26 protein-coding genes are annotated in these 25,891 nt (G+C 28.2%); 20 read left to right on the forward strand and 6 right to left on the reverse strand.

Annotation, left to right across the window (positions count from 1 at the left end; genetic code table 11):
* Window positions 1–50: 50 nt before the first annotated feature.
* Genes Q0997_RS08665 through Q0997_RS08680 form a run of 4 tightly spaced genes read left to right on the forward strand, consistent with a single transcriptional unit; the run spans window position 51 to window position 2,279 of the window.
* Window positions 51–437 (forward strand): hypothetical protein, encoded by a 387-nt coding sequence (locus Q0997_RS08665; RefSeq protein ID WP_299887467.1) that lies wholly within the window; start codon window positions 51–53, stop codon window positions 435–437.
* Window positions 438–444: 7 nt separating this feature from the next.
* Window positions 445–1,296 carry a DUF5777 family beta-barrel protein gene (locus Q0997_RS08670; protein ID WP_299887469.1) on the forward strand — a complete coding sequence of 284 codons (852 nt, stop codon included), beginning with the start codon at window positions 445–447 and terminating at the stop codon, window positions 1,294–1,296.
* 9 nt (window positions 1,297–1,305) lie between these two features.
* Window positions 1,306–1,677, forward strand: coding sequence for a hypothetical protein (locus tag Q0997_RS08675; RefSeq protein WP_299887472.1), 372 nt, complete (start codon window positions 1,306–1,308; stop codon window positions 1,675–1,677).
* Window positions 1,678–1,727: 50 nt separating this feature from the next.
* The gene (locus Q0997_RS08680) at window positions 1,728–2,279 is read left to right on the forward strand and encodes a YceI family protein (RefSeq protein WP_299887475.1); all 552 of its coding nucleotides are present in this window, start codon (window positions 1,728–1,730) and stop codon (window positions 2,277–2,279) included.
* 74 nt (window positions 2,280–2,353) lie between these two features.
* On the opposite strand, the gene Q0997_RS08685 is transcribed toward Q0997_RS08680, so the two are convergent.
* On the reverse strand, window positions 2,354–2,713 hold the full coding sequence (locus tag Q0997_RS08685; protein ID WP_299887478.1) for a T9SS type A sorting domain-containing protein: 360 nt from the start codon (window positions 2,711–2,713) through the stop codon (window positions 2,354–2,356).
* A gap of 265 nt (window positions 2,714–2,978) precedes the next feature.
* On the opposite strand from Q0997_RS08685, the gene Q0997_RS08690 reads away from it, so the two are divergent.
* From Q0997_RS08690 to Q0997_RS08725, 8 genes are read left to right on the forward strand one after another with little or no spacing between them, the layout of a single operon-like run.
* Window positions 2,979–3,872, forward strand: a complete 894-nt coding sequence (locus Q0997_RS08690; protein ID WP_299887480.1) for a nucleotidyltransferase domain-containing protein — start codon at window positions 2,979–2,981, stop codon at window positions 3,870–3,872.
* Window positions 3,873–3,874: 2 nt separating this feature from the next.
* Window positions 3,875–5,311, forward strand: a complete 1,437-nt coding sequence (locus tag Q0997_RS08695; RefSeq protein WP_299887482.1) for a radical SAM protein — start codon at window positions 3,875–3,877, stop codon at window positions 5,309–5,311.
* A 9-nt stretch (window positions 5,312–5,320) separates the two neighbouring features.
* Entirely contained in the window at window positions 5,321–6,262 is a 942-nt protein-coding gene (locus Q0997_RS08700) for a hypothetical protein (RefSeq protein WP_299887485.1), read from the forward strand.
* Complete coding sequence (locus tag Q0997_RS08705; protein ID WP_299887487.1) at window positions 6,263–7,057, forward strand: bifunctional 2-polyprenyl-6-hydroxyphenol methylase/3-demethylubiquinol 3-O-methyltransferase UbiG; 795 nt, start codon at window positions 6,263–6,265, stop codon at window positions 7,055–7,057.
* 5 nt (window positions 7,058–7,062) lie between these two features.
* On the forward strand, window positions 7,063–8,460 hold the full coding sequence (locus tag Q0997_RS08710; RefSeq protein WP_299887490.1) for a radical SAM protein: 1,398 nt from the start codon (window positions 7,063–7,065) through the stop codon (window positions 8,458–8,460).
* Window positions 8,450–9,205: a bifunctional 2-polyprenyl-6-hydroxyphenol methylase/3-demethylubiquinol 3-O-methyltransferase UbiG gene (locus Q0997_RS08715; protein ID WP_299887493.1), complete on the forward strand. Its 756-nt coding sequence runs from the start codon at window positions 8,450–8,452 to the stop codon at window positions 9,203–9,205. Before Q0997_RS08710 ends, Q0997_RS08715 begins: the two co-directional genes overlap by 11 nt.
* A gap of 30 nt (window positions 9,206–9,235) precedes the next feature.
* Entirely contained in the window at window positions 9,236–10,321 is a 1,086-nt protein-coding gene (locus Q0997_RS08720; protein ID WP_299887496.1) for a GDSL-type esterase/lipase family protein, read from the forward strand.
* Between the two features lie 3 nt (window positions 10,322–10,324).
* Window positions 10,325–11,428, forward strand: coding sequence for an SGNH/GDSL hydrolase family protein (locus tag Q0997_RS08725; protein WP_299887499.1), 1,104 nt, complete (start codon window positions 10,325–10,327; stop codon window positions 11,426–11,428).
* A 5-nt stretch (window positions 11,429–11,433) separates the two neighbouring features.
* Here Q0997_RS08725 and Q0997_RS08730 read toward each other — a convergent pair whose 3' ends face one another.
* Both Q0997_RS08730 and Q0997_RS08735 read right to left on the reverse strand, forming a co-directional pair.
* Window positions 11,434–12,852 (reverse strand): radical SAM protein, encoded by a 1,419-nt coding sequence (locus Q0997_RS08730; protein WP_299887502.1) that lies wholly within the window; start codon window positions 12,850–12,852, stop codon window positions 11,434–11,436.
* Between the two features lie 30 nt (window positions 12,853–12,882).
* A complete protein-coding gene (locus Q0997_RS08735) occupies window positions 12,883–13,623 on the reverse strand; it encodes a glycosyltransferase family 2 protein (RefSeq protein WP_299887505.1) in 741 nt (246 codons plus the stop codon).
* A gap of 101 nt (window positions 13,624–13,724) precedes the next feature.
* On the opposite strand from Q0997_RS08735, the gene Q0997_RS08740 reads away from it, so the two are divergent.
* The 6 genes from Q0997_RS08740 to Q0997_RS08765 are packed head-to-tail and all read left to right on the forward strand — an operon-like array spanning window position 13,725 to window position 20,130.
* Window positions 13,725–15,149: a hypothetical protein gene (locus Q0997_RS08740; protein ID WP_299887507.1), complete on the forward strand. Its 1,425-nt coding sequence runs from the start codon at window positions 13,725–13,727 to the stop codon at window positions 15,147–15,149.
* The gene (locus tag Q0997_RS08745) at window positions 15,121–16,137 is read left to right on the forward strand and encodes a polysaccharide deacetylase family protein (RefSeq protein ID WP_299887510.1); all 1,017 of its coding nucleotides are present in this window, start codon (window positions 15,121–15,123) and stop codon (window positions 16,135–16,137) included. Before Q0997_RS08740 ends, Q0997_RS08745 begins: the two co-directional genes overlap by 29 nt.
* 1 nt (window position 16,138) lies before the next feature.
* On the forward strand, window positions 16,139–17,065 hold the full coding sequence (locus Q0997_RS08750) for a GNAT family N-acetyltransferase (RefSeq protein ID WP_299887512.1): 927 nt from the start codon (window positions 16,139–16,141) through the stop codon (window positions 17,063–17,065).
* 2 nt (window positions 17,066–17,067) lie between these two features.
* The gene (locus Q0997_RS08755; protein ID WP_299887515.1) at window positions 17,068–17,913 is read left to right on the forward strand and encodes an FkbM family methyltransferase; all 846 of its coding nucleotides are present in this window, start codon (window positions 17,068–17,070) and stop codon (window positions 17,911–17,913) included.
* 32 nt (window positions 17,914–17,945) lie between these two features.
* Entirely contained in the window at window positions 17,946–18,995 is a 1,050-nt protein-coding gene (locus Q0997_RS08760; RefSeq protein ID WP_299887518.1) for a glycosyltransferase, read from the forward strand.
* A complete protein-coding gene (locus Q0997_RS08765) occupies window positions 18,988–20,130 on the forward strand; it encodes a hypothetical protein (protein ID WP_299887521.1) in 1,143 nt (380 codons plus the stop codon). The genes Q0997_RS08760 and Q0997_RS08765 overlap by 8 nt, the downstream gene beginning before the upstream one ends.
* A gap of 60 nt (window positions 20,131–20,190) precedes the next feature.
* Here the strand turns inward: Q0997_RS08765 and Q0997_RS08770 are convergent, their stop codons facing one another.
* Window positions 20,191–21,024, reverse strand: a complete 834-nt coding sequence (locus Q0997_RS08770; protein ID WP_299887524.1) for a 2OG-Fe(II) oxygenase — start codon at window positions 21,022–21,024, stop codon at window positions 20,191–20,193.
* Between the two features lie 136 nt (window positions 21,025–21,160).
* Between Q0997_RS08770 and Q0997_RS08775 the strand changes: the two genes are divergently transcribed.
* The gene (locus Q0997_RS08775) at window positions 21,161–22,216 is read left to right on the forward strand and encodes an SGNH/GDSL hydrolase family protein (protein ID WP_299887527.1); all 1,056 of its coding nucleotides are present in this window, start codon (window positions 21,161–21,163) and stop codon (window positions 22,214–22,216) included.
* 113 nt (window positions 22,217–22,329) lie between these two features.
* On the forward strand, window positions 22,330–23,043 hold the full coding sequence (locus tag Q0997_RS08780) for a class I SAM-dependent methyltransferase (protein ID WP_299887530.1): 714 nt from the start codon (window positions 22,330–22,332) through the stop codon (window positions 23,041–23,043).
* A 71-nt stretch (window positions 23,044–23,114) separates the two neighbouring features.
* Here the strand turns inward: Q0997_RS08780 and Q0997_RS08785 are convergent, their stop codons facing one another.
* Window positions 23,115–24,725: a glycosyltransferase family 39 protein gene (locus Q0997_RS08785; protein ID WP_299887533.1), complete on the reverse strand. Its 1,611-nt coding sequence runs from the start codon at window positions 24,723–24,725 to the stop codon at window positions 23,115–23,117.
* Window positions 24,722–25,783: a hypothetical protein gene (locus tag Q0997_RS08790; protein WP_299887536.1), complete on the reverse strand. Its 1,062-nt coding sequence runs from the start codon at window positions 25,781–25,783 to the stop codon at window positions 24,722–24,724. The genes Q0997_RS08785 and Q0997_RS08790 overlap by 4 nt, the downstream gene beginning before the upstream one ends.
* Window positions 25,784–25,891: the final 108 nt, after the last annotated feature.

A 25,891-nucleotide genomic window follows, 5' to 3' on the forward strand; every position in this document is an offset into this window, starting at 1 on the left:
TCACAACTTTTCCGTATTTTAGTTTCCACGGTAATAAAACACAGATGATTATGAAAAAAATAAAATGGATTGCTTTACTCCTAATTGTTGTGCTTGCATATTTAGGTTATAATTACATTTATCAAGACCATAGAAACATTAGTGAAGAAAAAGCAGCATTTTCTGTAACAGCTGTTAGCCTTCAAGAAAAATTTAGTAATGACACACAGGCTTCTGAAACAAAATTTTTAAATAAAGTTATTGAAATCACTGGACAAGTATCAGAAATTAATGAAACAGATTTCACTTTAGACGATGCCGTATTTTGTAGTGTAGACAAGTCTAATGCATTATCTAAAGACAACTTGTCTAAAACAATTACCATAAAAGGCCGTTGCATTGGTTATGATGACCTTTTAGAACAAATAAAACTTGACCAATGCACAATAATTAACTAAAAACATAATGAAAAAATTTCTATTATTCTCTTTAATATTCATTCCATTATTTTTATTTTCTCAAGATGATTTACTTGGTGAAATAGACCAAGACTCTCCTGAAGACAATTATGCGACAGCTACATTTAAGGGTTTAAAAATTGTTAATTTTGAATCTACAAAACTTACAGCTAAAAAAGAATTAACTTTAGTAATAGCACACCGTTTTGGTAGTATTGAAAATGGTTTTGATAGTTTTTTTGGTTTAGATGATGCGTCTACAAGATTTAATTTTATTTATGGTTTGACTGATGCCATAAACATAAGTGTTTCAAGAAGTTCCTTCCAAAAAATATATGAAGGCGCTATAAAATATAGACTAGTTAAGCAACGCAAAAATGGCTCTCCTTTTACTATAGTAGGTTATAATTCCATATTAATAAACACCGCTCTTGATAAAAAGAATCTCCCAAAATTAGAGTTCAAAAATCGTATTGGTTATACTGCTCAAATGCTTATTGCTAGAAAATTTAGTAAAAAATTATCATTAGAACTAGCACCAACTTTTTTTCATGATAATTATGTTTTAGATAACAATCAAGATAATTCACAATTTGCATTAGGACTAGGTGGTCGTTACAAATTAGGTAAACGTTGGTCTCTAAATGCCGATTATGGTTGGCATTTAAATAGGTCTAGTACTTCTCCCTTTAAAAACCCACTATCCATTGGTATCGATTTAGAAACTGGAGGCCATGTTTTTCAAATGCATTTTAGCAATGCACAAGGCATGAATACCAATAGTTTTTTAGGTCAAGCAACAGGAGATTGGGGAGATGGAAACATCTATTTTGGATTTAATTTAAGTAGAGTATTTTAAAAAAAAAGCATGAAAAGAATTATATATACAACAGCATTACTCTATACAATTTTATTTGTAGGATGCTCAAATGTAAGTGAAGAAGATTTACTAGAACCTATTATTACAGGTGAAAAGGTTGTTTATGCAGATATTCAACCTATAATACAAAACAACTGTACATCTTGTCACAGTAATCCACCTCAATTTGGAGCTCCAATTGCTTTAGTTACATATGATAATGTAAAAAGCGCTGTTGAAAACTCTAATTTAATTAATAGGATTTCTTTACAATCTGGAGAAAGCGGAGCTATGCCATTTGGAGGTCCAAGATTACCTCAAGATTTAATCGATTTAATGATACAATGGGAAGCAGATGGCTTGTTAGAAGATGAAGAATAGCTACTATTTTTTTGGCAGGCTATTTGATTATTAATTAAAAAACTATTATTATGAAAAAACTTATTGCATTATCACTATTATTAAGCGTTAATTTTGCTATCTCACAAAATAAATTTCTAACTAAAACTGGTGTTGTTAACTTTGAAGCTTCAGTACCTTCTTTTGAAGAAGTCAAAGCTAAAAATGAAAATACAACTGCTATTTTAAATACAGGAAATGGAGAATTTGCTGCATTAGTATTAGTGAAAGGTTTCCGCTTTAAAAATGCTTTAATGGAAGAGCATTTTAATGAAAACTACGCAGAATCAGATGAATTTCCAAAAGCTACTTTTAAAGGTACTATTTCGAATTTTAATATTGAAGACTTAAACTCTTCTGAAAAAGAAATGGAATATAATGGTACATTAACGTTTCATGGGAAAACTAAAACATTAGATGCTAACAGTATAAAAATAACTCTTAATGCAGATAATACAATCTCTTTATCTGGAGAATTCAAAGCAAATGTTTCAGATTTTGATATAAAAATACCTAAGGTTGTTAGTAATAAACTATCAAAAACGGTGGATGTAAGCTATAATTTTACATTAACAAAAAAATAAAAAAAACTCCCATACAAAAAAACCTTCAGTAAAACTGAAGGTTTTTTTGTATAATCATTTATTATAATAACGCCTTATAACTTTACAAATCGCTTGGTTAATTTTATATCTTGTTTTTGATTTAAAGAAGTCAATCGTACTAAATACAATCCACTATTCCATTTAGATATATTAATTTTAGTGTTTAAATCACTTAATGTTTCAGAAAGTACTTTTTTACCTAATACATCAAAAACGTCTACTTTCAAACCATCATTAGACAAAAATGATACATCAATATTCATCTTATCATTTCCAGGATTTGGAAAAATGGAAAATTTAACTTGTTCTTGATCAACGCTATTTGATGAACCGACTACTTCATTTGTATTAGTTTGTGCATAAAACACTAAACTAAATAATAAAGTAAATATTAATAAAGTAGTTTTTTTCATGTTTAGTAGTAATTAAAATCTGGGGTATTATCTAAAGTTATAAAAATAATATTTTTTATGCAAAAAAAATGCCATAACTCTGATTAAAATGAACTTTAACTAAAAAAATGAGTATAAACTATTCTTTTTTTGCCTTATTACCTTAAACATGATAATTTTAAAATATAAATTATTATACAGTTTATTATTTGACTTTAAACAAAAAATAACTGTATTTATTTATGTGTTTATTTAAAAATATAAATTAATTTCACAAAAAAAAAGATTGCCTGTACTCGAAACATTACTGTATTTTTCTGTTTTTAATTACCCAGTAACTAAAGATGAAATTTTTAACTTTTCCAAAGTTGCCTCGCTTGAAGAAGTTGATAAACAATTAGAGTACTTATTAAATAAAGGCGTTATTTTTCAATTTGGTCTTTATTTTTCGGTTATAAATAATATACAAGATGTAAATCGTAGAGAGTTAGGAAACAAAAAGGCTAAAGCGATTCTACCAAAAGCTAAAAAAGTAAGTAAATTTATATCTAAATTTCCTTATGTAGAAAATGTAAGTATATCTGGTGCATTATCTAAAGGTTATTATGATGACGAAGGTGATTTTGATTTTTTTATTATAACTACTCCTAATAAATTATGGATAGCTAGAACACTATTAATTATTTTTAAAAAAATATTTTTACTTAATTCTAAAAAGTATTTTTGTGTTAATTATTTTATTAGTAGTAATCATTTAAATATACCTGAACGCAATAGATTTACTGCTACAGAAATTACGACTCTAATACCTGTTTATGGGAAAGCGCCTTTTTCTAAATTTATACAAGAAAACAATTGGGCTAAAAATGAATTCCCAAATAAAAAAATTGTTAATTCTGAAACGATAGAAGCTATAAAAAAACCAATAATAACTAAGTGTATAGAACGTGTTTTCAATACTCATTTTGGAGATTTACTAGATGATACTTTTAGAAAAATGACATTGAAAAAATGGAAGATTAATTTTAATCATATGAGTGAAGAAGATTTCAAAATAGCAATGAAATCTACAAAAAATGTATCTAAACATCATCCTCAACATTTTCAAAAAAAAGTAATAAATGAGCTAGAATATGCTTACAATGATATAACGCAAAAGTATAATTTAGAATACGTATAATAATGTTTGACGTACTTTTTTCACACTCTTATTTTTATAAGTTTGACCAAAAGCAATGGGATAACAAAACTCCTTTCCCTCCTTTGGGCACGTTATATGCAGCTTCATTTCTAAGAGAAAATGGTTATAAAGTATCTCTTTTTGACACTAATTTAATAGATAAACCTGAAAGTATTTTTGAAAAGTTAAAAACGGTAAAACCAAAATTTTTTGTTCTCTACGACGATGGGTTTAATTACCTAACAAAAATGTGTTTAACAACAATGAGAGAAGCAGCTTTTAAAATGATGTCTATAGCTAAAGAAGCTGGTTGTATTGTTATAGCGAACAGCTCAGATTCTACAGATCATTTTGAAAAATACTTAGATAATGGTGCCGACTTTATTATTAAAGGCGAAGGTGAAGAAGCTTTAAAAGAACTAATAGATAGCATTACTTTAAATCAAGCGACTACTACAATTAAAAGTATTGTATATAAAAAAGAAAATGAAATTATAGAAAACCCTAAAAGGCCTGTACTAAGAGATTTAGATGTATTACCATTACCTGCCTGGGATTTAATAAACATAGATGATTACAAAGCTATTTGGGAGTTAAGTGGTAAAGCATTCACTTTAAATATTGCAACAACAAGAGGTTGCCCTTTTAAATGTAATTGGTGCGCTAAACCCATATATGGCAATCGTTATAATTCGCATTCACCAGCTTATATTACAAAACACATTAAATACCTATCCGATACTTTTAATGTTAAACGTTTTTGGATGTGCGACGATATTTTTGGTTTAAAACCTAATTGGGTTCAAGAATTTAATATTCAATTAAAAACTCATAAATTAAATATTTCATACTATATACAAAGTCGTGTAGATCTGTTACTAAAAGAAGACACTATAGATGCATTAGTTGAAAGTGGTTTAGAAGAGGTTTGGGTTGGTGCAGAAAGTGGCTCTCAAGCTATTTTAGACGCCATGGATAAAGACACTAAAGTAGAGCAAATATACGAAGCCACTAAATTACTTAAAACTAAAAACGTTAGAGTAGCATTTTTTATACAATTTGGCTATTTAAATGAAACTAAAGAAGACATTGATAAAACAATACAAATGATTAAAGAACTGGTTCCAGATAATATAGGAGTTTCAGTTTCTTATCCATTACCAGGAACAAAATTTTATGAGAAAGTAAAAGATGATTTAATACTTAAAGCAAACTGGACCGACTCTGACGATTTAGCAATGATGTTTAAAGGTACTTATAGCACTGAATTCTATAGAAAGTTACAACGCTACGTTCATAAAGAATATCGTAAAAGTCAAGGGTTATATAACCTAAAACACTTTAATATTAGTAAAATAAAATCTATACTTAAATTAGCCTACTATTTGCCAAGTGCTTTTTACGATAAATTTCTTTTAAAAAAATTAGCGAAACAATAAATTAGGTTTATGAATTGGAAAATTAAAGCCTTACTTCAAAAAGTTTTATCCGCTACAAAGTTAGGAGATAATTTAAATCATATTCCAGCTACTTTAAACAAAAAATACAATTACAATACTACTTTATACCAAACACATGAATGCATAAGAAAATTTAGTTATTGTAACATAGACCTTTCTTTAAAGAAAACAGCATTAGAAATAGGAACTGGCTATTCATTAATTTCTGCTATTGTGTTATCGCTACTTGGATTTCAAAAAATAATAACTATTGATATCACTAAAGACGTACGCGTTTCAACATATAAAAAACAAAAGGAATATTTAGATCACCCGGAAATTCTTAAATTAATATACTCTAATAGTATCTATACAAAGATAGAAGTAATAAATAGGATAAATAAAATTAAAGAAAGTAACACATTAGAAACACTTCTTAAGTTATTAAACATAAAATATATCGCCCCTTATACGTTTGAAGACATACTTAAAGAACACAAACAAATTGACTATATATCTTCCCAAGTTGTACTAGAGCATATTACACCCAAAACATTAAATAAATTATTTAAATTCACAAAAGAGACAATTAGTAAAGGTCAGTTTTGTGTACATACTATTAATTTTATAGATCACTTTACCAATCCTGGTTTTTTTCAAGATAAAACAATATCTGAATTTAATTTCTTAAAATATTCAAATCGATTTTGGAGATTTTGGGCAGGAAATTCTATAGCATATACTAATAGATTGTCTTATATATACTATATTGAATTATGTAAAAAATATAATTTAAAAGTAATTGATTTTATAGGTGAAAATTATAAACTAAGAAAAGAATTAAGGCCTGAATTAATCCATCAAGATATTTTAAATAAATATGATTCTAATGTTAATCTTGAAGATTTAACAAAATACCAAAGAGGCACACTAATAATTTCTAATATATAAATGAAAGCTGATTTTGACATAGCATCAAGTCAATACGATACTATTTTTACCTTTTCTAATATTGGTAAAGCGCAACGTAATCGTGTATATAAACACATCACTCCATTATTAAAACAAAAAAAGAAATTATCTATTTTAGAATTAAACTGCGGTACAGGTGAAGATGCCATACAGTTTGGAAACCTAGGGCATAATGTAATTGCAACAGATATCTCTAAAGGGATGATTGAAATTGCAAATAACAAACCTCACCCTAAAAATGTTAGTTTTAGCACATTAGATATTAATTTAATTTCCAAAGCTTCATTCTCAAATAAATTTGACATTATCTTTTCTAACTTTGGAGGACTAAACTGTTTGTCAAAAGAACAATTAAATACATTCTTAAAAGAATCTATCAACTTACTAAATACAAATGGTAAATTAATATTAGTTATTATGCCTAAAAATTGCCTTTGGGAAAGATTATATTTTTCGTTAAAAGGAAACTTAAAAAAAGCGAAAAGAAGAAATACAACAAAAAGTGTTATAGCAAATGTTGATGGTGTTGGTATAGAGACATGGTATTACAATGCTGAAGATATTGTATCTTTAACAAATGGATTATACACATTAAAAACTGTAAAACCTATCGGTCTGGCTATTCCGCCTTCATATCTTGAAAATTCTATTTTGGCTAAAAAACCACTATTATCTATTTTTAAAGGCATTGATGCTTTATTTACAGGAGCTTTTTGGGCAAAATATGCAGATCATTTTTTAATTGAATTAACAAAAAACGAGCAACAGATATAAGTTTAATGAGTATTGTACTTACACATACCTATTATTTATTTGAAGACCCAAAAGAACAATTAATCATGCGGCCCTATGCCCCACTTGGGTTATTATATATATCATCTTATTTAAATGAAAATGAGGTAGAAAATCATGTGTATGACTCTACATTTTACTCTAAAGAAGAACAACTTGATTTTATTGCTAAAAAACAACCTAAAGCCCTTGCCATTTACACCAATTTAATGACTAAGATTAATGTTATAAAACTGGTAAAAACTTTAAATGAAGACCCAAAATATGGATTTCCAAAAATTATATTAGGTGGCCCAGATATAACATACAACTGTGAGAACTATTTAAACACTGGAGTCGATTTTTTAATTATTGGAGAAGGTGAACAAACTATGTTAGAATTATACACTGCCATAATTAATAATAATGACTATAGTGAAATTGACGGTATTGCTTATTTAAAAGATGGTAATTTAAAAAAAACGCCTCCACGCATGCGAATGAAAAGTCTTAAAGAATTACCTCTGCCAAACAGAGCTGCCATTCCTGTAGAGAAATATTTAGAGACTTGGAAAACACATCATGGACAAAGTTCAATGACAGTAAGTACACAACGTGGATGTCCATACACATGCAAATGGTGTAGTACGGCTGTATATGGACAAAGTTACAGAAGACGTCCTCCGGATATGGTAGCAGCAGAATTACTTATGCTAAAAAATACCTACAAACCAGATAGTATTTGGTTTGTAGACGATGTATTTAGTGTTAGCCATAAATGGATAGAAAAATTTCATGAAGAAGTAATAAAACAAGGCGCTATTATTCCTTTTGAATGTATTACTAGAGCCGAAAGATTAAACGATGAGATATTACAACTTTTAAAAGAAGCTGGCTGCTTTAGAATCTGGATTGGTGCAGAAAGTGGTTCTCAAAAAATAATAGATGCTATGGACCGTCGTGTAGACGTAGATGTAGTAAAAACTGCTATTCAAAAAACAAATGCTTTAGATATAGAAACTGGAACTTTTATTATGGTAGGTTACCCTGGTGAAGACGAACAAGATATTAATGAAACCATAAACTATCTTAAAGCTGCAAATCCAACACACTTTACTATTACAATAGCATATCCAATAAAAGGAACATCTCTATACAATGAAATAGAAGAAAAAATAATAGTACAACCAAACTGGGAAACATCTACAGATAGAGATATTGATTTTAAGAGAACTTATCCTAAGAAATTTTATGATTTTGCAGTTCGACGTATAGTAAATGAAGTCAATTTTAATAAGGAGTTATTAAAAGGAAAAAACAAAAGTATTTTAAAATCTTTAAAGCTTAAAACAAAATCTATAGTAGCGCAAACTGGAATGAAATTATACAAAACGCATGGAAATTAATGCGCTACATAAAGCAAATAATGTATTGTATTTAACCACAGTACAATCGCAATTTTCTAATATGTACATTGCTGTTCGAGAAAAAGAACAACGCCTTTTTACAGATGAAGAAATTAGTAATCTTCCGTATACATCCATACAAAATGTACACGCTAAAGAATGGAAATTACGCCAAAAATCGACAACACGATTTACATACTATCTAGAAACAAAACAACAACCACAAATCATTTTAGATATTGGTTGTGGAAACGGTTGGTTTTCTAAAGAAATGGCTCTTGTCTCTAAAAAAAATCACATTATTGGTTTAGATGTCAATACTGAAGAATTAGAACAAGCCTCACGAATTTTTAAGTATTCAAACTTACAATTTGTGTATGGAAACATTTTTGAAATCGATTCTTTTTCAAAACAATTTGACATCATAACATTAAATGGAAGCGTACAATATTTTCCAGATTTTAAAGAATTATTCCAAACATTACAATCGTTTTTAAAACCTAAAGGAGAAATTCATATTATTGACAGTCCTTTTTATGCATCGCATAAAATTATAGAAGCTGGAAATAGAACCTTAGACTATTATACAACACTTGGTTTTCCAGAAATGGCTGCAAATTATCATCACCATGAAATAAAATATGTTTCAAATTTTGATGTATTATACAAATATCAAAGAAGTATTATTAATAAATTATTAGGTAAAAAAGATTCCCCCTTTTCTTGGTTTCGTTACACCAAATAAAACATTATTAAAGATTTATAAATTTACCTCATGAAGTATTTACAAACAAGACTCTTAAAAAGACTAGCCTTTTCAGGACTTGTTTTTGTTCTTTTATTAGTTATAGCAGAAATAGTGCTTTCTTGGCTAAAAATATTTCCTAACGATTATTATACTAATACACCAAATGCAAGCAATAAGTATAGTGAAAACCCAAGTAAAATAGATGGTATTTCGGGGTTTTATGAGATATCATACGATGCTCTAGGTTCACGATCTGTTTCAGATTACTCAAAAGCAACTAATAAGATTGTTGCTATTGGAGGAAGCACAACAATCTGTTCTGTATTAACTCAAGAAAAAACTTGGACTGCTTTACTTGATAAAAAACTAGGAGACACTTATTGGGTTGGTAATTTTGCTAGAAGCGGAAATAGTAGTAATCACCATGTATTTCAATTTCAACATATTCTAGACAAGCCCGAGTTAAAAGATACAAAAGTAGTATTGATGTTAGTTGGTGTAAACGATTGTCGAGGCTACTTAATCTCTAAAGACAAGTATATGCATATGCCTGATATACTAGTTAAAAAAAGTGCTTTTGGCCATATCCCAAATTCAGAATTACCTTTCTTAAAAAGACTAACATTATTCAAACTGGCAAAAAAAGCAAGGCAGAGAATTCTCTTTCATTCCCAACCTAGAAGACCTCTTGATTATTTAGAAACGTATGTGAGCGAAACAGAACCAATTACTAAACTTCCGGATTTAACAGATGGTTTAAATCATTATGAAAATAATTTAAAAAAAATTATAAGAGAAGCACAAAAACGAGATATTTCAGTAATTTTTATAACACAGCCTACGCTTTGGCAAAAAAACTTATCAGATAAATATAAAACCTTACTTGCTGCAAGAGCTCATTATAATAAAACACCTTTGTATACAGGTGAAGCTTTAAATAAAATTATGACTATTTTCAATAAACGCTTGATCAAAGTATGCATTCAAACTAATACAGAGTATATTGACTTACAATTACCAAAAAATCAAACTATTTTTTATGATGATATGCATTTTAATGAATCTGGAGCCGAAATTGTTGCAGAAAAAGTATATCAATTTTTAAAAAACTAATTTATGAAATACTTATCCTTGTCTTTTTTAAAAAAACTTGCCTTATCCGGACTTGTTTTAGTAATTTTAATAGTATTCGCAGAAATCATTCTTTCTGCTCTAAAAATATTTCCAGACGATTATTTTACAATGACTCCAAATTCTGGTTTTACTTGGATAATTAATCCTGATGAAATAGAAGGCATTCAAGGAGATTCAGAAATTGCATTTGATGCACTTGGCGCACGGTCTATTTCTAATATAGAAAACAAAGAACATAAAATAGCTGTTTTTGGAGGAAGTACTACCGCTTGTTTTGCATTATCACAAGAACGAACTTGGACAGCTTTATTAGAAAAAAAATTAGGAGACAAATATTGGGTTGGTAATTTTGGACGACCAGGAAACAGTAGTAATCATCATATACTACAGATAGATCGCATTTTAGATAAGCCAGAATTAAATAATGTTGAAACGGTATTGGTTATGCTAGGTGTTAATGATTTTGTTGGTTATTTAGTCTCTTCAGAACAATATTTACATTCCTCGGATACTGAATTACAAAAGTTTGCTTTCCAGCATACACCGCCAAGTAAAGAATCTTCATTTCGTCAAAAATCCACTGTATATAGATTGATGGCCAAAGCAAAAAAAAAGATTAAATTCTATTTTTCTCACCAAGAATATTTAACTAAAACTTCAGATGATATTAAAGCTATAAAACGAAAATCTGAAACTGTTGATAGTCTCCCATCATTAACTTTGGGTTTAGAACATTATCAAAAAAACATTGAAAGAATCATCCAATTGGCCAAAGAAAAAAACATAGATTTGGTTTTCACTACACAAGCTACGATGTGGAAGCCTAATTTAGAAGAAAAGTATGAAAAATTACTACTAACAAGTGGTTTTAAAGACAATAAGAAATTCTATAGCACCGAAGCTTTTTACAACGGAATGCGTGCTTTTAATGAGCGTTTAATAGCTACTTGTAAAGAAAACAATATATCATATATAGATATTGAAGATCTTCCAAAAACTACAGTATCATTTTATGACGATTTCCATTTTAATGAATCTGGAGCTAAATTAGTTTCTGAAAAAATCTACAAAGGTTTAAAGAAATAATATGATTATGCCAATTGCTGTTTCTTAAAAAAGATGTCTACCATTTTCTTTTCTATTGGAAAACTAAAAAACTTGTACTTACATCTTAACTTAGCTAATATTTGCAATGGTTTGTATATTGTTTTTTGTTTAGAGTAGCCAAACTTCATATAAAATTTAAACTTTTCAAAGAAATCGTATTTTTCATCACTAACCCATGGACCTACTGATCCAACAAAATCAAAATCTGCCCACTCTTGTATTGTTTGAGGCAGGACATATCCTTTTTTTACAACATCATCAGTAATTTTGGTACCAGGATAAGGTTTAAAATAAAATATTGGTGTTTGAAAATTAGGGTGCATACTATTTAATTGATGCGCTACTTTTACAGTTTCTACTATACTTTTATTTGATTCTTCAGGAAAACCTACAATAAAGGGAAACTGCACTGCAATACCTAAATCTCTACAACGCTCGGCACACATAAATACATGCTCCAATTTTATATCTTTTTTTAACCAATCCATCATTTCTTGCGAGCCAGACTCTACACCAATTAATAAACGTCTTAATCCTGAATCTTTACATATTTTAAAGTCTTCTTTAGTCAATCTAGATCCTTGATCGGCACGCATTGTTGCTGCCCAGGTAAATTTCAATTTCTTCTCAATAATTAATTGTGAAATTTCAATAACTCTATCTCTGTAAGTAAAATAGGTTTCATCTTGTAAGTTAACATCGGTAAATTTATATTTATTATAAAGTTTCTCTAACTTATTTACCATTATTTCTGGAGAAATAGCAGTCCATTTTCTATTATAAACAAATGGGTCTGCACAAAAGCTACATCTAAAAAAGCAACCTGTAGATGATATATAATCAAGCTGTCTTCTTCCCTTTTTTTCGAAATATTTTTCTACATCAATTAAATCATAATTAACCTCAGCAAAGGCATCCATTTTAACAATGGTTCTTGGCGGGTTTTTTATTATATCACCAGTATTAGTTCTATAACATATACCTTTTACTTTAGATATATCTTGGTTAGCCACATAAGTTTCTACAAGTTCTTTAAATGTATCTTCTCCTTGACCTTGAACAGTAACATCAATACATAACTCGTCTTTTAATGTTTGTTCTGGAAATAAAGAGGTATGCCAACCTCCCCAAATAATAGGAATATCTTCTCGTAGGCTTCTAACCGCTTGTGTTACATCTAAGGCATTTCTTATTGGCCTACCAGTTAATGAGGTTACACCAAAACAAATCGCTTCATCAATATGCTCTTGAATTACTTTTATTGGATCTTCTTCAATACGACCGTCAACAATAATAACTTCATATTTTTTTGGGTCTAAAATTGAGCCAATAGCTAATAATGCCAATGGCATATCAAAAAAAACGGCTATCGGATTGTATAAAAGGACCTTATGTCTACTCAAAATAAATGTTTTTTTGTTAAATATACTCAACTATTTAAAGATTTGGAACCTCATGAGTTTCTTTTTGTGCAAAAAATATTGAATTGAAATTTTTAATACTCCTAAACCATAAATCATACTTCTTTTAAAATTAATAGAAGAGCTTTCACTAGAATAAGTTGTCGGGCATGTTATTTCGGCAATTTCATAACCTTTATTAAAAATTTGACATAACATTTGATTGTCAAAAATAAAATCGTCAGAATTATGTTCTAGAGTTAAAGAGTTTAATACTTCTGCTGAAAAAGCCCTAAATCCTGTATGATATTCTGATAACTTTTGATTAATGAGAATGTTTTGAAATAAAGTTAAAAAACGATTCGCTATATATTTATACATAGGCATACCTCCTAACAAAGCTCCTTTTCCCAAAATTCGAGAGCCTAATACTACTGGGTAAACATTATTTGCAATTAAATACACCATTGAATGAATTAATTTAGGTGTATATTGATAATCTGGATGTAACATAATAACAATATCTCCTCCCAATGATAACGCTTTTTTGTAACAGCTTTTTTGGTTAGCCCCATACCCCTTATTCTCATCGTGCTTTATAACGTTATTTATTCCTAACGCTTTAGCTACTTTAATTGTTTTATCCGTACTATTGTCATCTACTAATACCACTTCATCTACTATATCAAAAGGTATTTCCTCATAGGTTTTTTGTAATGTTCTAGAGGCATTGTATGCAGGAAGAACTACAATAACTTTTTTTTCATTAATCATGATTTTTGGGATGAATTACGTGTATGGTATAAAAAACAATAGTATTTTTTTACTATAGCCAATTTAACAACTATATTTATATACACAAAACAAAAATAGTATTGAAATCTCAGAAAACCAGCACTTCTTTTTACAAAAATTCAATTCTATTTTGTATTCCATTAGTTTTTCTTCTTGCCCTTAAATTAATTGGTTTTGATGGTTTATATGGTCAAGATTCTTATGAGTATTTACGCTATAGTATAGCTACTCAAGATTATATAACTCAAGGAACACATCCTGGCAATTATTTCTGGCCAGTTTTATATCCTTTTATGGGAAGCATATTAAGTTTTATTTTTGGTAACGTCCTAGCATTACAACTAATAAGTTGTGTAAGTTTTTCTATAACTTCTATTTTTATTTTTAAAACAATTAAATTACTATACACAAAAACCCAATATCATTTTTTCTATGTTTTAATTTTCACTGTTTTCTGCCCATTTTTATTAAAAATGGGATTAATTGTTATGTCTGATGCATTGGCCGTAATGTTTGTTGTATTATCGTTTTACTTCTTCTTTAAATCATATTATAAAAGTACAAATCTTACTCCTGTTTTTATATTTACCACTTGTGCTTTAATGACAAGGTATGCTTCTTTTTTTATTACGCTACCTATTATATTTTATGCTTTATATTTAGTCTACAAACAAAGAAAATACAAACAATTTATAATTGCTATACTATTAAGTTTTACAACTACTATTCCTTTTTTAATTCTTCAATGGGGCGCTTTATTTGATGCTACTTCAAATTATTTTTTAAAAATATGGTCAATAGCTAATTACTTTAAATCTAGTTACACTACACAAGATGGTACACAATATTACTTATTCCCTAACATAATACATACGCTATATTTATTTTTTCATCCTGGTTTTATTTTTATTGGAAGTATTCTAAGCATTATCATGCTAAGAAATTACAAAATATTATCTCCTTTTCATCAAAAGACCCTATTAATCTGTAGTACATTATATATTCTTTTCATAGCAGGAATACCATTTCAAAACCCAAGAGTTGTTGGATTAGTGTTTCCTCTTATTTTAATTTTGCTATATCCTGCTTTTATTAAGCTAATGCATATAAAATTTATTAAACGCTTTATTATTATTATCGGAGTTATATGTGTAGGATTACAATTAACTTTTTGGAGCCTTACATTTCATTCCATTTTTTCTCGAGCTATAATAGAAAAAGAAATCGCTACAATGCTAAAACCATATCAAGGTAGAAATTTGTATAGCTTTGATCTTGATTTGGCTATGCAAGGTCGTGGTTTAGATTTCCAGTACAAAAATATGTATATGAAACGCTATAAAAATTTCATAACAAACGATTTAATACTCTTTGACCCATTACGATATAAGGTACAATGGAAAGATAAAAATCCAATGATTAATTGGGAATTTATACAGAACAATTATAAATTAAAAATAGTAGAAACACATCCTGATGGATGGAAATTATATCAAATTGAATAGTATGCTTTGGATGCGTATAAAATACCGTTTAGGATTAATCTATAAAACCATTTTATTCAAACTTGGGTTAGGGAAATCTTTATTAAAAAATCGTTATGGTGAACGCATTTTGGTTTTTCATGGTATTGATAGTTATGGTGAAACAAAACTTAATAGTCGTTTTATTTCAAAACTATTCTTTGAAGAGTTTATAAAATATATCACAACGCATTATAATATAATATCATTAGATGATTACTACAATAAGAAATTTAAAAAAAACACTTTAAATATTGCCATTACTTTTGATGATGGTTACTTAAATAATTATAAATACGCAGTTCCTATTTTAGAAAAACATAACGTTCCCGCATGTTTTTATATTACCACAATACATAAAAAAGCGCCTTATTTATGGGCAGATTTTCTTGATATAATTTCTTTTAATACTCAAAAAAAAGACGTGTTTTTTGAACAAAAATCATATAAAAAAAATAATAAAAATGAATTTGTAAACAATGGTATGTCTTTGAAAAATATTGCCAAAACATTACCCTATGATACAATAAAACTTATGTATGAGATCTTTAATGATGACTGGAACGCTTTACCTCCAAAACAATTTGAAGACTACTGGAAATTAATGAATAAAAAGCAAATTAAAGAGATTTCAAAAAACCCATTATTTACAATTGGTGCGCATGGAGAAACACATGTAAGTTTAACCGACATTCCATTAGAAGAAGCCAAACGTGAAATTTTAACTAGTAAACAACAACTAGAGTTAATTTGCGAACAACCTATTACCGAGTTTGCTTTTCCATTTGGTTACTATAATCATGAAACTGCAAAATATTGCGAAGATATAGGCTTTAAAAAATTATTATTAGTAGATTACAATACTAAAAATGATGCTAAAAATGAAACGTGGAAAAATCGTTTTGTTATGAATCCTTATATATCCTTAGAACAACAGTTAGCATGTTTATTAAAAGGATCATATTTTTAATATGCTATACAAAGAGATATACCGTCTTAAACAACTTGATAAAAATGATTTTCCAGCTGTAAAAGAACTCTTTTGGAAAGTTTTCAAGAAGAAAGTATCTTTAAAATACCTCGAAAATAAATACGACACATCTTATCTAGGTATAAAATATATCTGCAGTATTGCATATGTAGATAAAGTTCCAGTTGCATTTTATGGAGCTATACCTCAAAAGTTTGCAAATAATGACACATATTTATATGTTGCTCATGCCTGTGATTCTTATACATTAGCAGAGCATCAACGCAAAGGATTACATTATCAATTGGCAAAACTCGCTTATGAGATTATGATAGAAAATGACATAAAATATGTCTATGCTTTTCATAGTGAAAACACTTACCGCAGCACTAAAAAATTAGGATGGAAAGAACATGAACACTTACAGCGATTTCATATTAAAATAAATACAATTCCAATTGCAAAAGTCTTAAATAAACTAGGTTATAATAGTATTTATGATATCTTTTTTAATAAAAAAATTACACAAACTAATTTAGAAAAATTAAACTCTGAACACAAAGAAAAATATAGACAAGTGTTAACAAAAGAGTTTATTAATTACAAAAATAGTTTTAAAAGCCATTATTGTATTGAAATTGAAAACTGTGTCTTTTGGGTAAAAATACAGGCTATTATGCATATAGGTTTATTTTATGCGCCTTCTGATATTGAATTAAAAAACGCCATTCAAAAATTAAAACGAAAAGCTTCTTTTTTAGGTATTACAGAGTTCCTTTTTCAAGTTGACGCTTCTTCAGTAATGGCTAAACAATTACAAACAATTACTAAACCTAAAGAATCTTGGCTAGCTGGATATTTGGACTTTGACCCAAAAATCAATTTAAAAGATTTTATATTTACTTATTCAGATTTAGACACTTATTAAATATGCAGATTAAGCTTAAAAATCATACATTTAAAATTGATCCGGGGCAGAATAAGCATTATTGGACTCACATAAATTCTATAGATTGGGAACCACATACATTTTCAATTTTTGATTACTTTATAGATAAAAACGATACTGTATTAGATATTGGTTCTTGGAGTGGTGTTCTAACCTTATACTCTGCAAAAATTGCCAAAGAAGTTCATGCACTTGATCCTGATCCTGTTTGCTTTAGTGAATTAGAAACTAATATTGCGTTAAACCCATCTATCTCAAAAAAAATAAAAGCTCACAAAGTTGCAATTTATAATAAAGCACAAAAACTACATTTATCTGCTCGAAAAGCATATGGACAATCTTCTAGTAGTGTTTTAAAACGTAAACGAGATATAGAACATTCATTAGAAATAGAAACGATTTCGTTATATGAGTTTTTAAAAAAAGAAAATATTACGAAAGTCGATTTTATTAAAATCGATGTAGAAGGTGCAGAATTTAAAATTTTACCTACTTTAGGAAAAGCTTTAAAGAAATGTAATTATCCAACATTATACGTCTCGTTCCACTATCATTTTTTAAATGAAAACATATACCATAATCATATTAGTTCTGGCTTTTTAAATAAATTACTGATGAGATTAGAAACTATTTTTGGTTTTCTATTATTTAAAAATAAGATTCGAAAGGAAATCGCTAATTTATTCAACGACTTAAAACCATATGAATACATATATAAAACAGATGGCACTCAAGTTTCTTTTAATGAGTTACATTTAAAACCCGAATTAATAAAAAATACAGATTTAGTATTTAGTAATAAAAAATGGAGTTCTAAAAATCTTTAGACTGTATTTTACTTAAGCTAGAATTTGGCACTATGGAAAATAAAAATCAACATATCGTTTTTTTAACCCCAGGTTTCGCAGAATCTGAAGCCGATTCTACTACCATTCCTGCACTACAAGTATTTTTAAAATCGTTACGTAAAACAATCCCTAATGCCAGTTTAACAATACTTGCATTTCAGTTTCCTTTTTCTAAAAAGAAATACAATTGGTATGGCATTGAAGTAATACCACTAAATGGGCAAAATAAACGCTATAAAAAACTTTTGGTATGGGAAAAAGCATTTAGAATACTTCAAAAAATGCACAAAACTAAAAAGATCGATGCTATTCATAGTTTTTGGATTGGTGAATGTTCACAAATTGGGCAACGGTTTTCTATTAAGTATAACATAAACCATATTATAACTGTTATGGGGCAAGATGCCTCAATTAAAAATTTATATGCAAAAAAACTAGTTAATTCTAATGCAAAAATAGTCTCTCTTTCTCCAAATCACCAAGCAAAATTATTAGAAACACATAACTTATCTTCAATTATAATTTCATGGCACATAGACACATTAAATTTTCCAGATTTACAGGATAATACAATAGATATTTTAGGTGTTGGCTCACTAAATACAATTAAAAATTATAATAATTTTATTGAGATAATTTATACAATAACAAAAACATATAAAACATTAAACATTGCAATTATTGGTAATGGTTCTTTACAAAAAGAATTACAACAAAAGATTAAACTTTTAGGTTTAGAACATACAATTACTTTACTTGGTGAACTAACTAGAAGTGAAGTTTTAAATACAATGGCAAAATCAAATATCTTATTGCATACCAGTAGTTTTGAATCGTTTGGGTTTGTTTTCTTAGAAGCCTTATATTCAGGAATGCACCTTGTATCCTATGATGTTGGAATAGCAAAAACATCTAAAAAATGGACTATTGGCAATGACAAAAGTGAACTTATTGAAGCCTGTAAAAACTTACTTTCATTACCTAATAGACAAAAAAAACGTGTTGAATTAAATTCAGAATCGGCCACTATAAATGCTTATTTAAATTTGTACAGTGCGTAAATTAATAACCATAGGAATTAATACTATTCAAGGATTTGCAAGTCCTGTATTTAACTTTTTGATAGTGGTTTTTGGTGTCAAAATCTTTGGAAAAGAAGATTGGGCAAGTTTAATTAATGTAATGCTATGGGTTTTTTTTATAACATTTATATTTAGCTGGGGTAATCGTGATCATTTACTTCGAAAGTATAGCGAAAAACCAAGCAAAATGTATCATGCCTTTTTTAGCAACTTTTTATCAAGAAGCATATTATTACCATTTTCTCTATTACTATTTCTATTTTTCCCTTTACAAATCGCTTTTTGGTCAATACTACTTATTATTCTCATATTTATATATTCATCATTAAGTACATTAGTGGTATATCATCAAAAATTCAGTTCGCAATTGTTAGCAGAAATTGTAGCCTTTGTAATTATTTTCGGGAGTCTTTTTTACTTTAAATCATTCAATTTAGAAACATTTTTAAAAATATATGCTTTAGCAATAACAATAAAATTAGTGTTATTAAGTGTGCAAATAAATTTTTGGAAAGAACCTTTTTCGGCAACCATTTCTATACAAGAATACAAATCTGGCTTGCCCTTTTTTATTCTTGGTCTTAGTGGTTGGCTTCTTTCAAAAATAGATATTTACATAGTAGATTTACACTTAGAAAAATCACAATTATCTGAATACCAACTATTAATAACTGCTTTTATAATGTTACAAGCACTAGCGGCATATATTACTATTCCATTTACAAAACATGTCTATCGTGTATCTAGTAAAGTATTAGAAAAGATTAAATATAAATTATATATAGCAGCGATACCACTTACTGCTACTGGAGGCTTCTTTATTTGGGTAATCATGGAACGTTTTGTAAAATTAGGTTTTACCTACAAATATTATGTAGTGGGTGGATTAATTGCTTTGCCATGTTATTTTTATACATTTAATATTATGGAGCTCATGAAAAACCATAAAGAACGTACTATTATCTACATTAGTTTTTTGGGCTTTTTCGTAAATATTAGCTTAATTTTTCTTTTAATTGAATCCTATGAGATTTTAGGTGTTTTAATTAGTGTTTGTATCTCACAATGGCTTTTGTTAATTATGTTTAAATCACACAAACTAATTACTAAATAAGTAATTATATATAGTATACATAGGATATTGAAAATTATCATCAAATAAAAAACGATAAACTTATTTTTTCCTTCTAAATGTATTCAATATTTTACTAACAAAGTCATCATTAATCCCTAATACCCCTTTAAGTTTAGTATATATTGCTATCATTTTTTTATCTATCCAAATAAAAACAGTTTTAAATCCATCACTTGGACGCGCACGGTAGTTGGTAGCTCTTCTCTTAAATGAGCCAGACTCTTCTTCGGTAAAATAATATAAAGCAATTGATTTACGAGTAATACCATCTGGGCACTGCATTGGTTCTGGAAAACCGTGATAGGAATCTTCATCCGTATTAAAGACAACGATTCTATTAAAAATGGGTTCAATTTTAACCACACATTCAGACATATCTTTTTGCCATAGTTCCAACGCTCCACCATAAGAAGTTGACCAATCTTTATTTAAATAAACTAAAACATTTACACGTCGTCTCCAATTTTTTTTATGTGGATGCACGGTAAAGTCAGCATGAATATTTAAATAACCTCCTTTTTCACTTTGATGAATTCCTCCGCCTTCAATAGTAGTATCTGGTAATAAATTATTTATTCCAGTAAGACGCTCTAAATATTTAATAAACTCGACAGAGTTCAATTCTTTTATTATTCCATCTTTAATAAATTCAGGAATTAATGATAGTTTATTAAGGCCATGTTTTTTTTCATTTACATGTACATAGTGAATCCAACCTTCATCTTTAATTTTTGGAAAAACATTCAATGCTTTTTCTGCAGCTTCAGTTTCTAAAAAATCATCTAGTATTATATGTGGATATGGTAAAGCATTTTGATAGTTTTTAGTATCAATTGCCAACATTTTAGTCCTTTTAGAATAATCTAGAATCATTAGATAGTTTCCTTGTATTTTGGTATAAATGTAAGCAAAATATAGGATTCATTTTATGCAATAGAATATCCTTTTAATAATTATATCCTTTTTTGATTGTTATATATTTTTAGTTCCTTTGTTTCAAATTCTATTGATGAAAAGATTACGTCTACTACTTATTAATTTATACGTTCTTATTGGATTATTACTATTAGTAGGTATCATAGCATATTTTATAGCAGTACATAGAATGCAATCATTTTTCGAAATGACTGGACCAAACCAAGTAGCCTATCTTCAAAAAGACTCCTTAGCTATGTTTGTTCATATTCCTAATATAAAAATTTATGATCATTGGGGAACACCTCAACAAAAATTAACTACTGAACGAAGAACAAATAACTTAGGATTTAGAGAGGATAACGATATTATTGAAAAACGACAAAATGAATACCGTATTTTAGTTACAGGTGATTCGCATACTGATGGCGTTTTAAAACATAACCCACAATCATTTGTAAATATTTGGGAAGAAAAACTAAACGCTTCTGATAGTCTTTCATATTATAATTGTATTAATGGAGGTGTTGGTTATTATACCTTTAGAAACTATTTAGGTTTCCTAAAAAAATACACGCATTTAAAACCTGACATGTACATTATCAATGTGTTTACAGGAAATGATTTTAGAGAAGCTCCAGTTTTTGAAGATGATAGAACTAATATTACCAACGTTTTTAAAAACACATATACACGTATAAAAAAACGATTCTATAAAGCAGAAAAAAAGGCAATTCCTTTTACTCAAGGAATTGAGCAAACCTTATATTTTTGTTCTTTCCCAAGTGAAAAAGAAAAATCTTTACGACTTGCAAAAAAATATATGCAAGAAATAAAAAAAATATGTAAGCAAGAAAACATCCAATTGGTAGTAACTTTATTACCTTCTAAAATTGAAACCAATCCTATATTTAAATCCAAAATTCAAAACTTATTTGATTTGAATGATGATGAAATTAAAACTACCGAATTACTCACCAATAATTTCGCATCTTGGTTAAGCTCAGAAAATATTTTAAATTATAATTTAAAACAACCTTTGGAGCAAGCCACTGAAAAAGTATTCTGGGACGAAGATTTGCATATCAATGTAAAAGGACACGAAGTTGTTGGAGATTTCTTTTTTAAAAATATTAAAATAAAGCATTAATTATTATAACAGTTTAGAATGAATAAATCGAGAAAAGTAATACGATTTAAATAATTATTACTTTTATTTAATAATCTTATATCAAGGGTTACCCTTGTCACATAAATATCAATATGATTTTAAAAAAAAAATATAAAACCATTAAAAGTGATGTTTTTCTTAAAAGGATTAAATCTACAATTATTGGAGAAGGCATGTTACATGAAGGGAATATATATTTAATGGACTATGCTATAGAAAATATGCCAAATGATGGTATTGTTTTTGAAATAGGATCATATGCTGGTTTATCCACCAATGTTATGTTACATTTATTGAATAAGTATAATAAAAAACATCTTTTTATAGGTTGCGATGCGTGGGTTTATGAAGGCATTAATGATTATAAAGGAATAATTGAAAATCATATAGACGGTAAAGTTGATGTGAGTAGAATAGATTATGTAGCCTATATAAAAAATGCATTTATTAATGCAACAAATCTATTGCATCCAAATGCAAAACCATACACATGTCACTTAACTTCTGATACTTTTTTTAAAAAATGGAAAAACAATAATAAATTCACTGATGTTTTTAATAGAACATTTAGTATTGATCAAGGTATTTCTTTTTCTTATATTGATGGAAATCATTCTTACGAACAAACTAAAAAAGATTTTGAAAATGTAGATTCAAAATTAAAATTAAATGGTTTTATTTTAATCGATGATTCTGCTAAACATCTAAATTTTGGGAGTTCTGATTTTATTAAAGAAATTAAAAAAAATACTCGATATAAAATAATAGATAATAATCCCAATTATTTAATTCAAAAAATAAAATAGCAGTCCGCTTTTTTTAATAAATTTCTACTCTAAATTTTAGAATTATATAACTAAAGTCAATTGTAGCATACCTACTCTATTTTTTTTGCCATCGTTTTATCATATACCAAATAAATATCATTATTACCTGGTAACCATCGACTATAATTTTTACGTTTTAAAATAGTAACTCCAGATGCTGGTTTAAATACAACTGCATATACGGGAATTACATTTTCCCACCATTTTTCTTGAGTTTCCGAAAATTGATGCCAAATAGTAAACTCTGCTCCACCTTGAATATAGTCTACATCTACACCTGAATCTTTTAACTCATTTAGTATTTCCCAACGTATACGATTCCACGCCAAATAATCATGCGTTGCAGCAATCGAAAATACGCCCAATAATATTGTAAAAACTATAGTGATAGTTTGTAAACGCATAGTGATAACTTCATGATATTTATAAACTAATACTACAATAACCATAGGAATAACAAAAAGTAAATACCTATCGTAGACACTAACTAGTAAAAATGGGGTTAAGTATATTACCATACATAAAACTGAAAAAACAAGTATGGCATTTGTTTTTTTACGTTGTAAGGTGTTAATAGCAATCGTCTTAATACTAAATAGTAAGCCAACACTGGAAAAAATTCCTAAAATAGTCATGAACCATCGTAGTAGCATCGGCGCTTTTATGTCTGGTGCTAGTTTAAAGTACCCATAGTGATCGTACATAGTTGTTGGTCCAATACCTAAATCGATCCAAACATTATCTAAAGTTGGAATTGTTTTCCCTACATAAATAAGATACCCAGCACCAAGAATTGTAAATATGATAATAATATATGGTTTTATCCTGTTCTTGAATATATATACTAAATGCATTGGTGATAGTAAAAATCCAACATAACTCAAACAAACTAAAAAATAGATTAAAATACTATTTAGTTTTTTCAGGCTTAGATTCTGAATAGCTTCAAATAACTTATATAATTTATCATTGTATCGTTCTTGCAACAATCCTAAATATTGCATAATAAAAGTATATAGAAAATACAATGTAGTTAGTATCAATAAAGGAAATATAGCCTTAATAAAGTTTTTAATGTTTAGTTTTTTTGTAAAAAGGAATGTTAAAAACCAAGCCAATGGTAGTACTAATGCTATTTGGCGAATAAGTAATGCCCAACAACTAAATAGAATTGCAATAATTAACGGCTTCCATGTATTACCTTGTAATGCTTTTAAATAAAAATAAAAACTCCAAATTACAACACAATAAAATGGTACATCTGTCATAAATGAAAATGACAACCCAAGGAACAATGGGTTAACCATAGACACTAAAGCACTTAAAAACGCTACTTTTCTTGACGCATTTATTAAGATACAGAGTTGATAAATTCCAAGTATAGAAGCTGCTCCCATAACTAAAGTTGACCATCTCAATACTGTAAAAGAAAAACCAAATACTTTGGTAAATAAAGTCCCCCAATAAACATGCGCTAACAAAGTCATCTCTCCCCAATTGTAAAGTTTTAAATAACCATCTTTGTATAAGGTTTTTACCGATTTACCATAACACCAATCGTCATTAAGTGGAAAATCTCCTATGGGGTTTATTAACAAAATAAACAATAGCCAAATAAGAAGTAGCGTAAAGTGATATTGATATTTTCTGATAAATATCATTTATTTTTGTAATAACTAAAATTTGATTCAATCTGTTTTTTAGCAAAAGCATTTCCTGCTTCACTCCAATGCCCGTCACAGGATAAAAATAGAGTTTCACATTGTTCAATAGTAAAGCTTTCTGTTTGCGGTAATAAATCTAAGTACTCAACATTAATACTATCACAAATAGCTTTTAATTCTCTTCCTAATGGGTTTTTCCCGTGTTCACGATAAGCTATAATTTCTTTATAGATTGGAATACTATATACCATCACTTTACGGTCACCTGCTAATCTTTTTATTTCCTCTATAGAAAATCGCATGCGGTTAAATTGTTTCTGAGAATAATTAAAATAACTTGGTATTTTTGATTCATCTAACAACTGGTCTTCCGGAATTGCCTTTATACCTTTCATTACACGCAAATAGCGGTACATATTATAAGAATATGTGAAATTTTTTAAAACCTTATATATAAAACTATGGTTTACAGGTTTTGCTTTTGATTTATTAATACTGTCGGTGTGGTATACCAATTCATAGTTTGGATAATGACCTTTGAAAAATGGTTGATAGCGATCTCCTCCAACTTTTAAACTAATCTCATAATCATCATCTATAAAATCATTTGAAGGTAAAACACCCAATAAAATGGCTTCATGTGAATATTTTTTAGCTAGTGTTTTATACATCATTAAGTATTGCGTAGGCCCAAAATTTCCTGCCAATCCAAAATTTAAATGTGGTATCTTATTTTGTTTTTCTAATAGATTCGTCAAACGATCTTCCAATTGCACACCAATTCCTTCCGTAAATGAATCTCCTAAAGCAACAACGCGTTTGGTCACTGTATATTCTTGACGTTCTATATCACGAAGTCCTTTTGAATTGGATTTGTAAATAACATCAAAGCAATATTTTTTTTGTCGATATTCACTATTTGGTAAATGAAGTGTCCCAAAGTTTTCGTCCAAATCAAACCAAAATCCATAGGTGTTTTGAAAGGTATAAGTTGGTAATTCTATTTTGATTTCAGCAGTACGTATATAAATCGCTAATACAATTTCTAATAACACAAATGTAATTCCGAAAATAACAATCAGGTTTTTTAGTAATTTAAAAATGTATTTTTTTAACAAAATATATTCTATATAAAATTGGCACAAACAAATATACAGTCTCTC

The organism is uncultured Lacinutrix sp. (genome assembly GCF_947500325.1).
In the GTDB taxonomy this organism is placed as follows: Bacteria; Bacteroidota; Bacteroidia; order Flavobacteriales; family Flavobacteriaceae; genus Lacinutrix.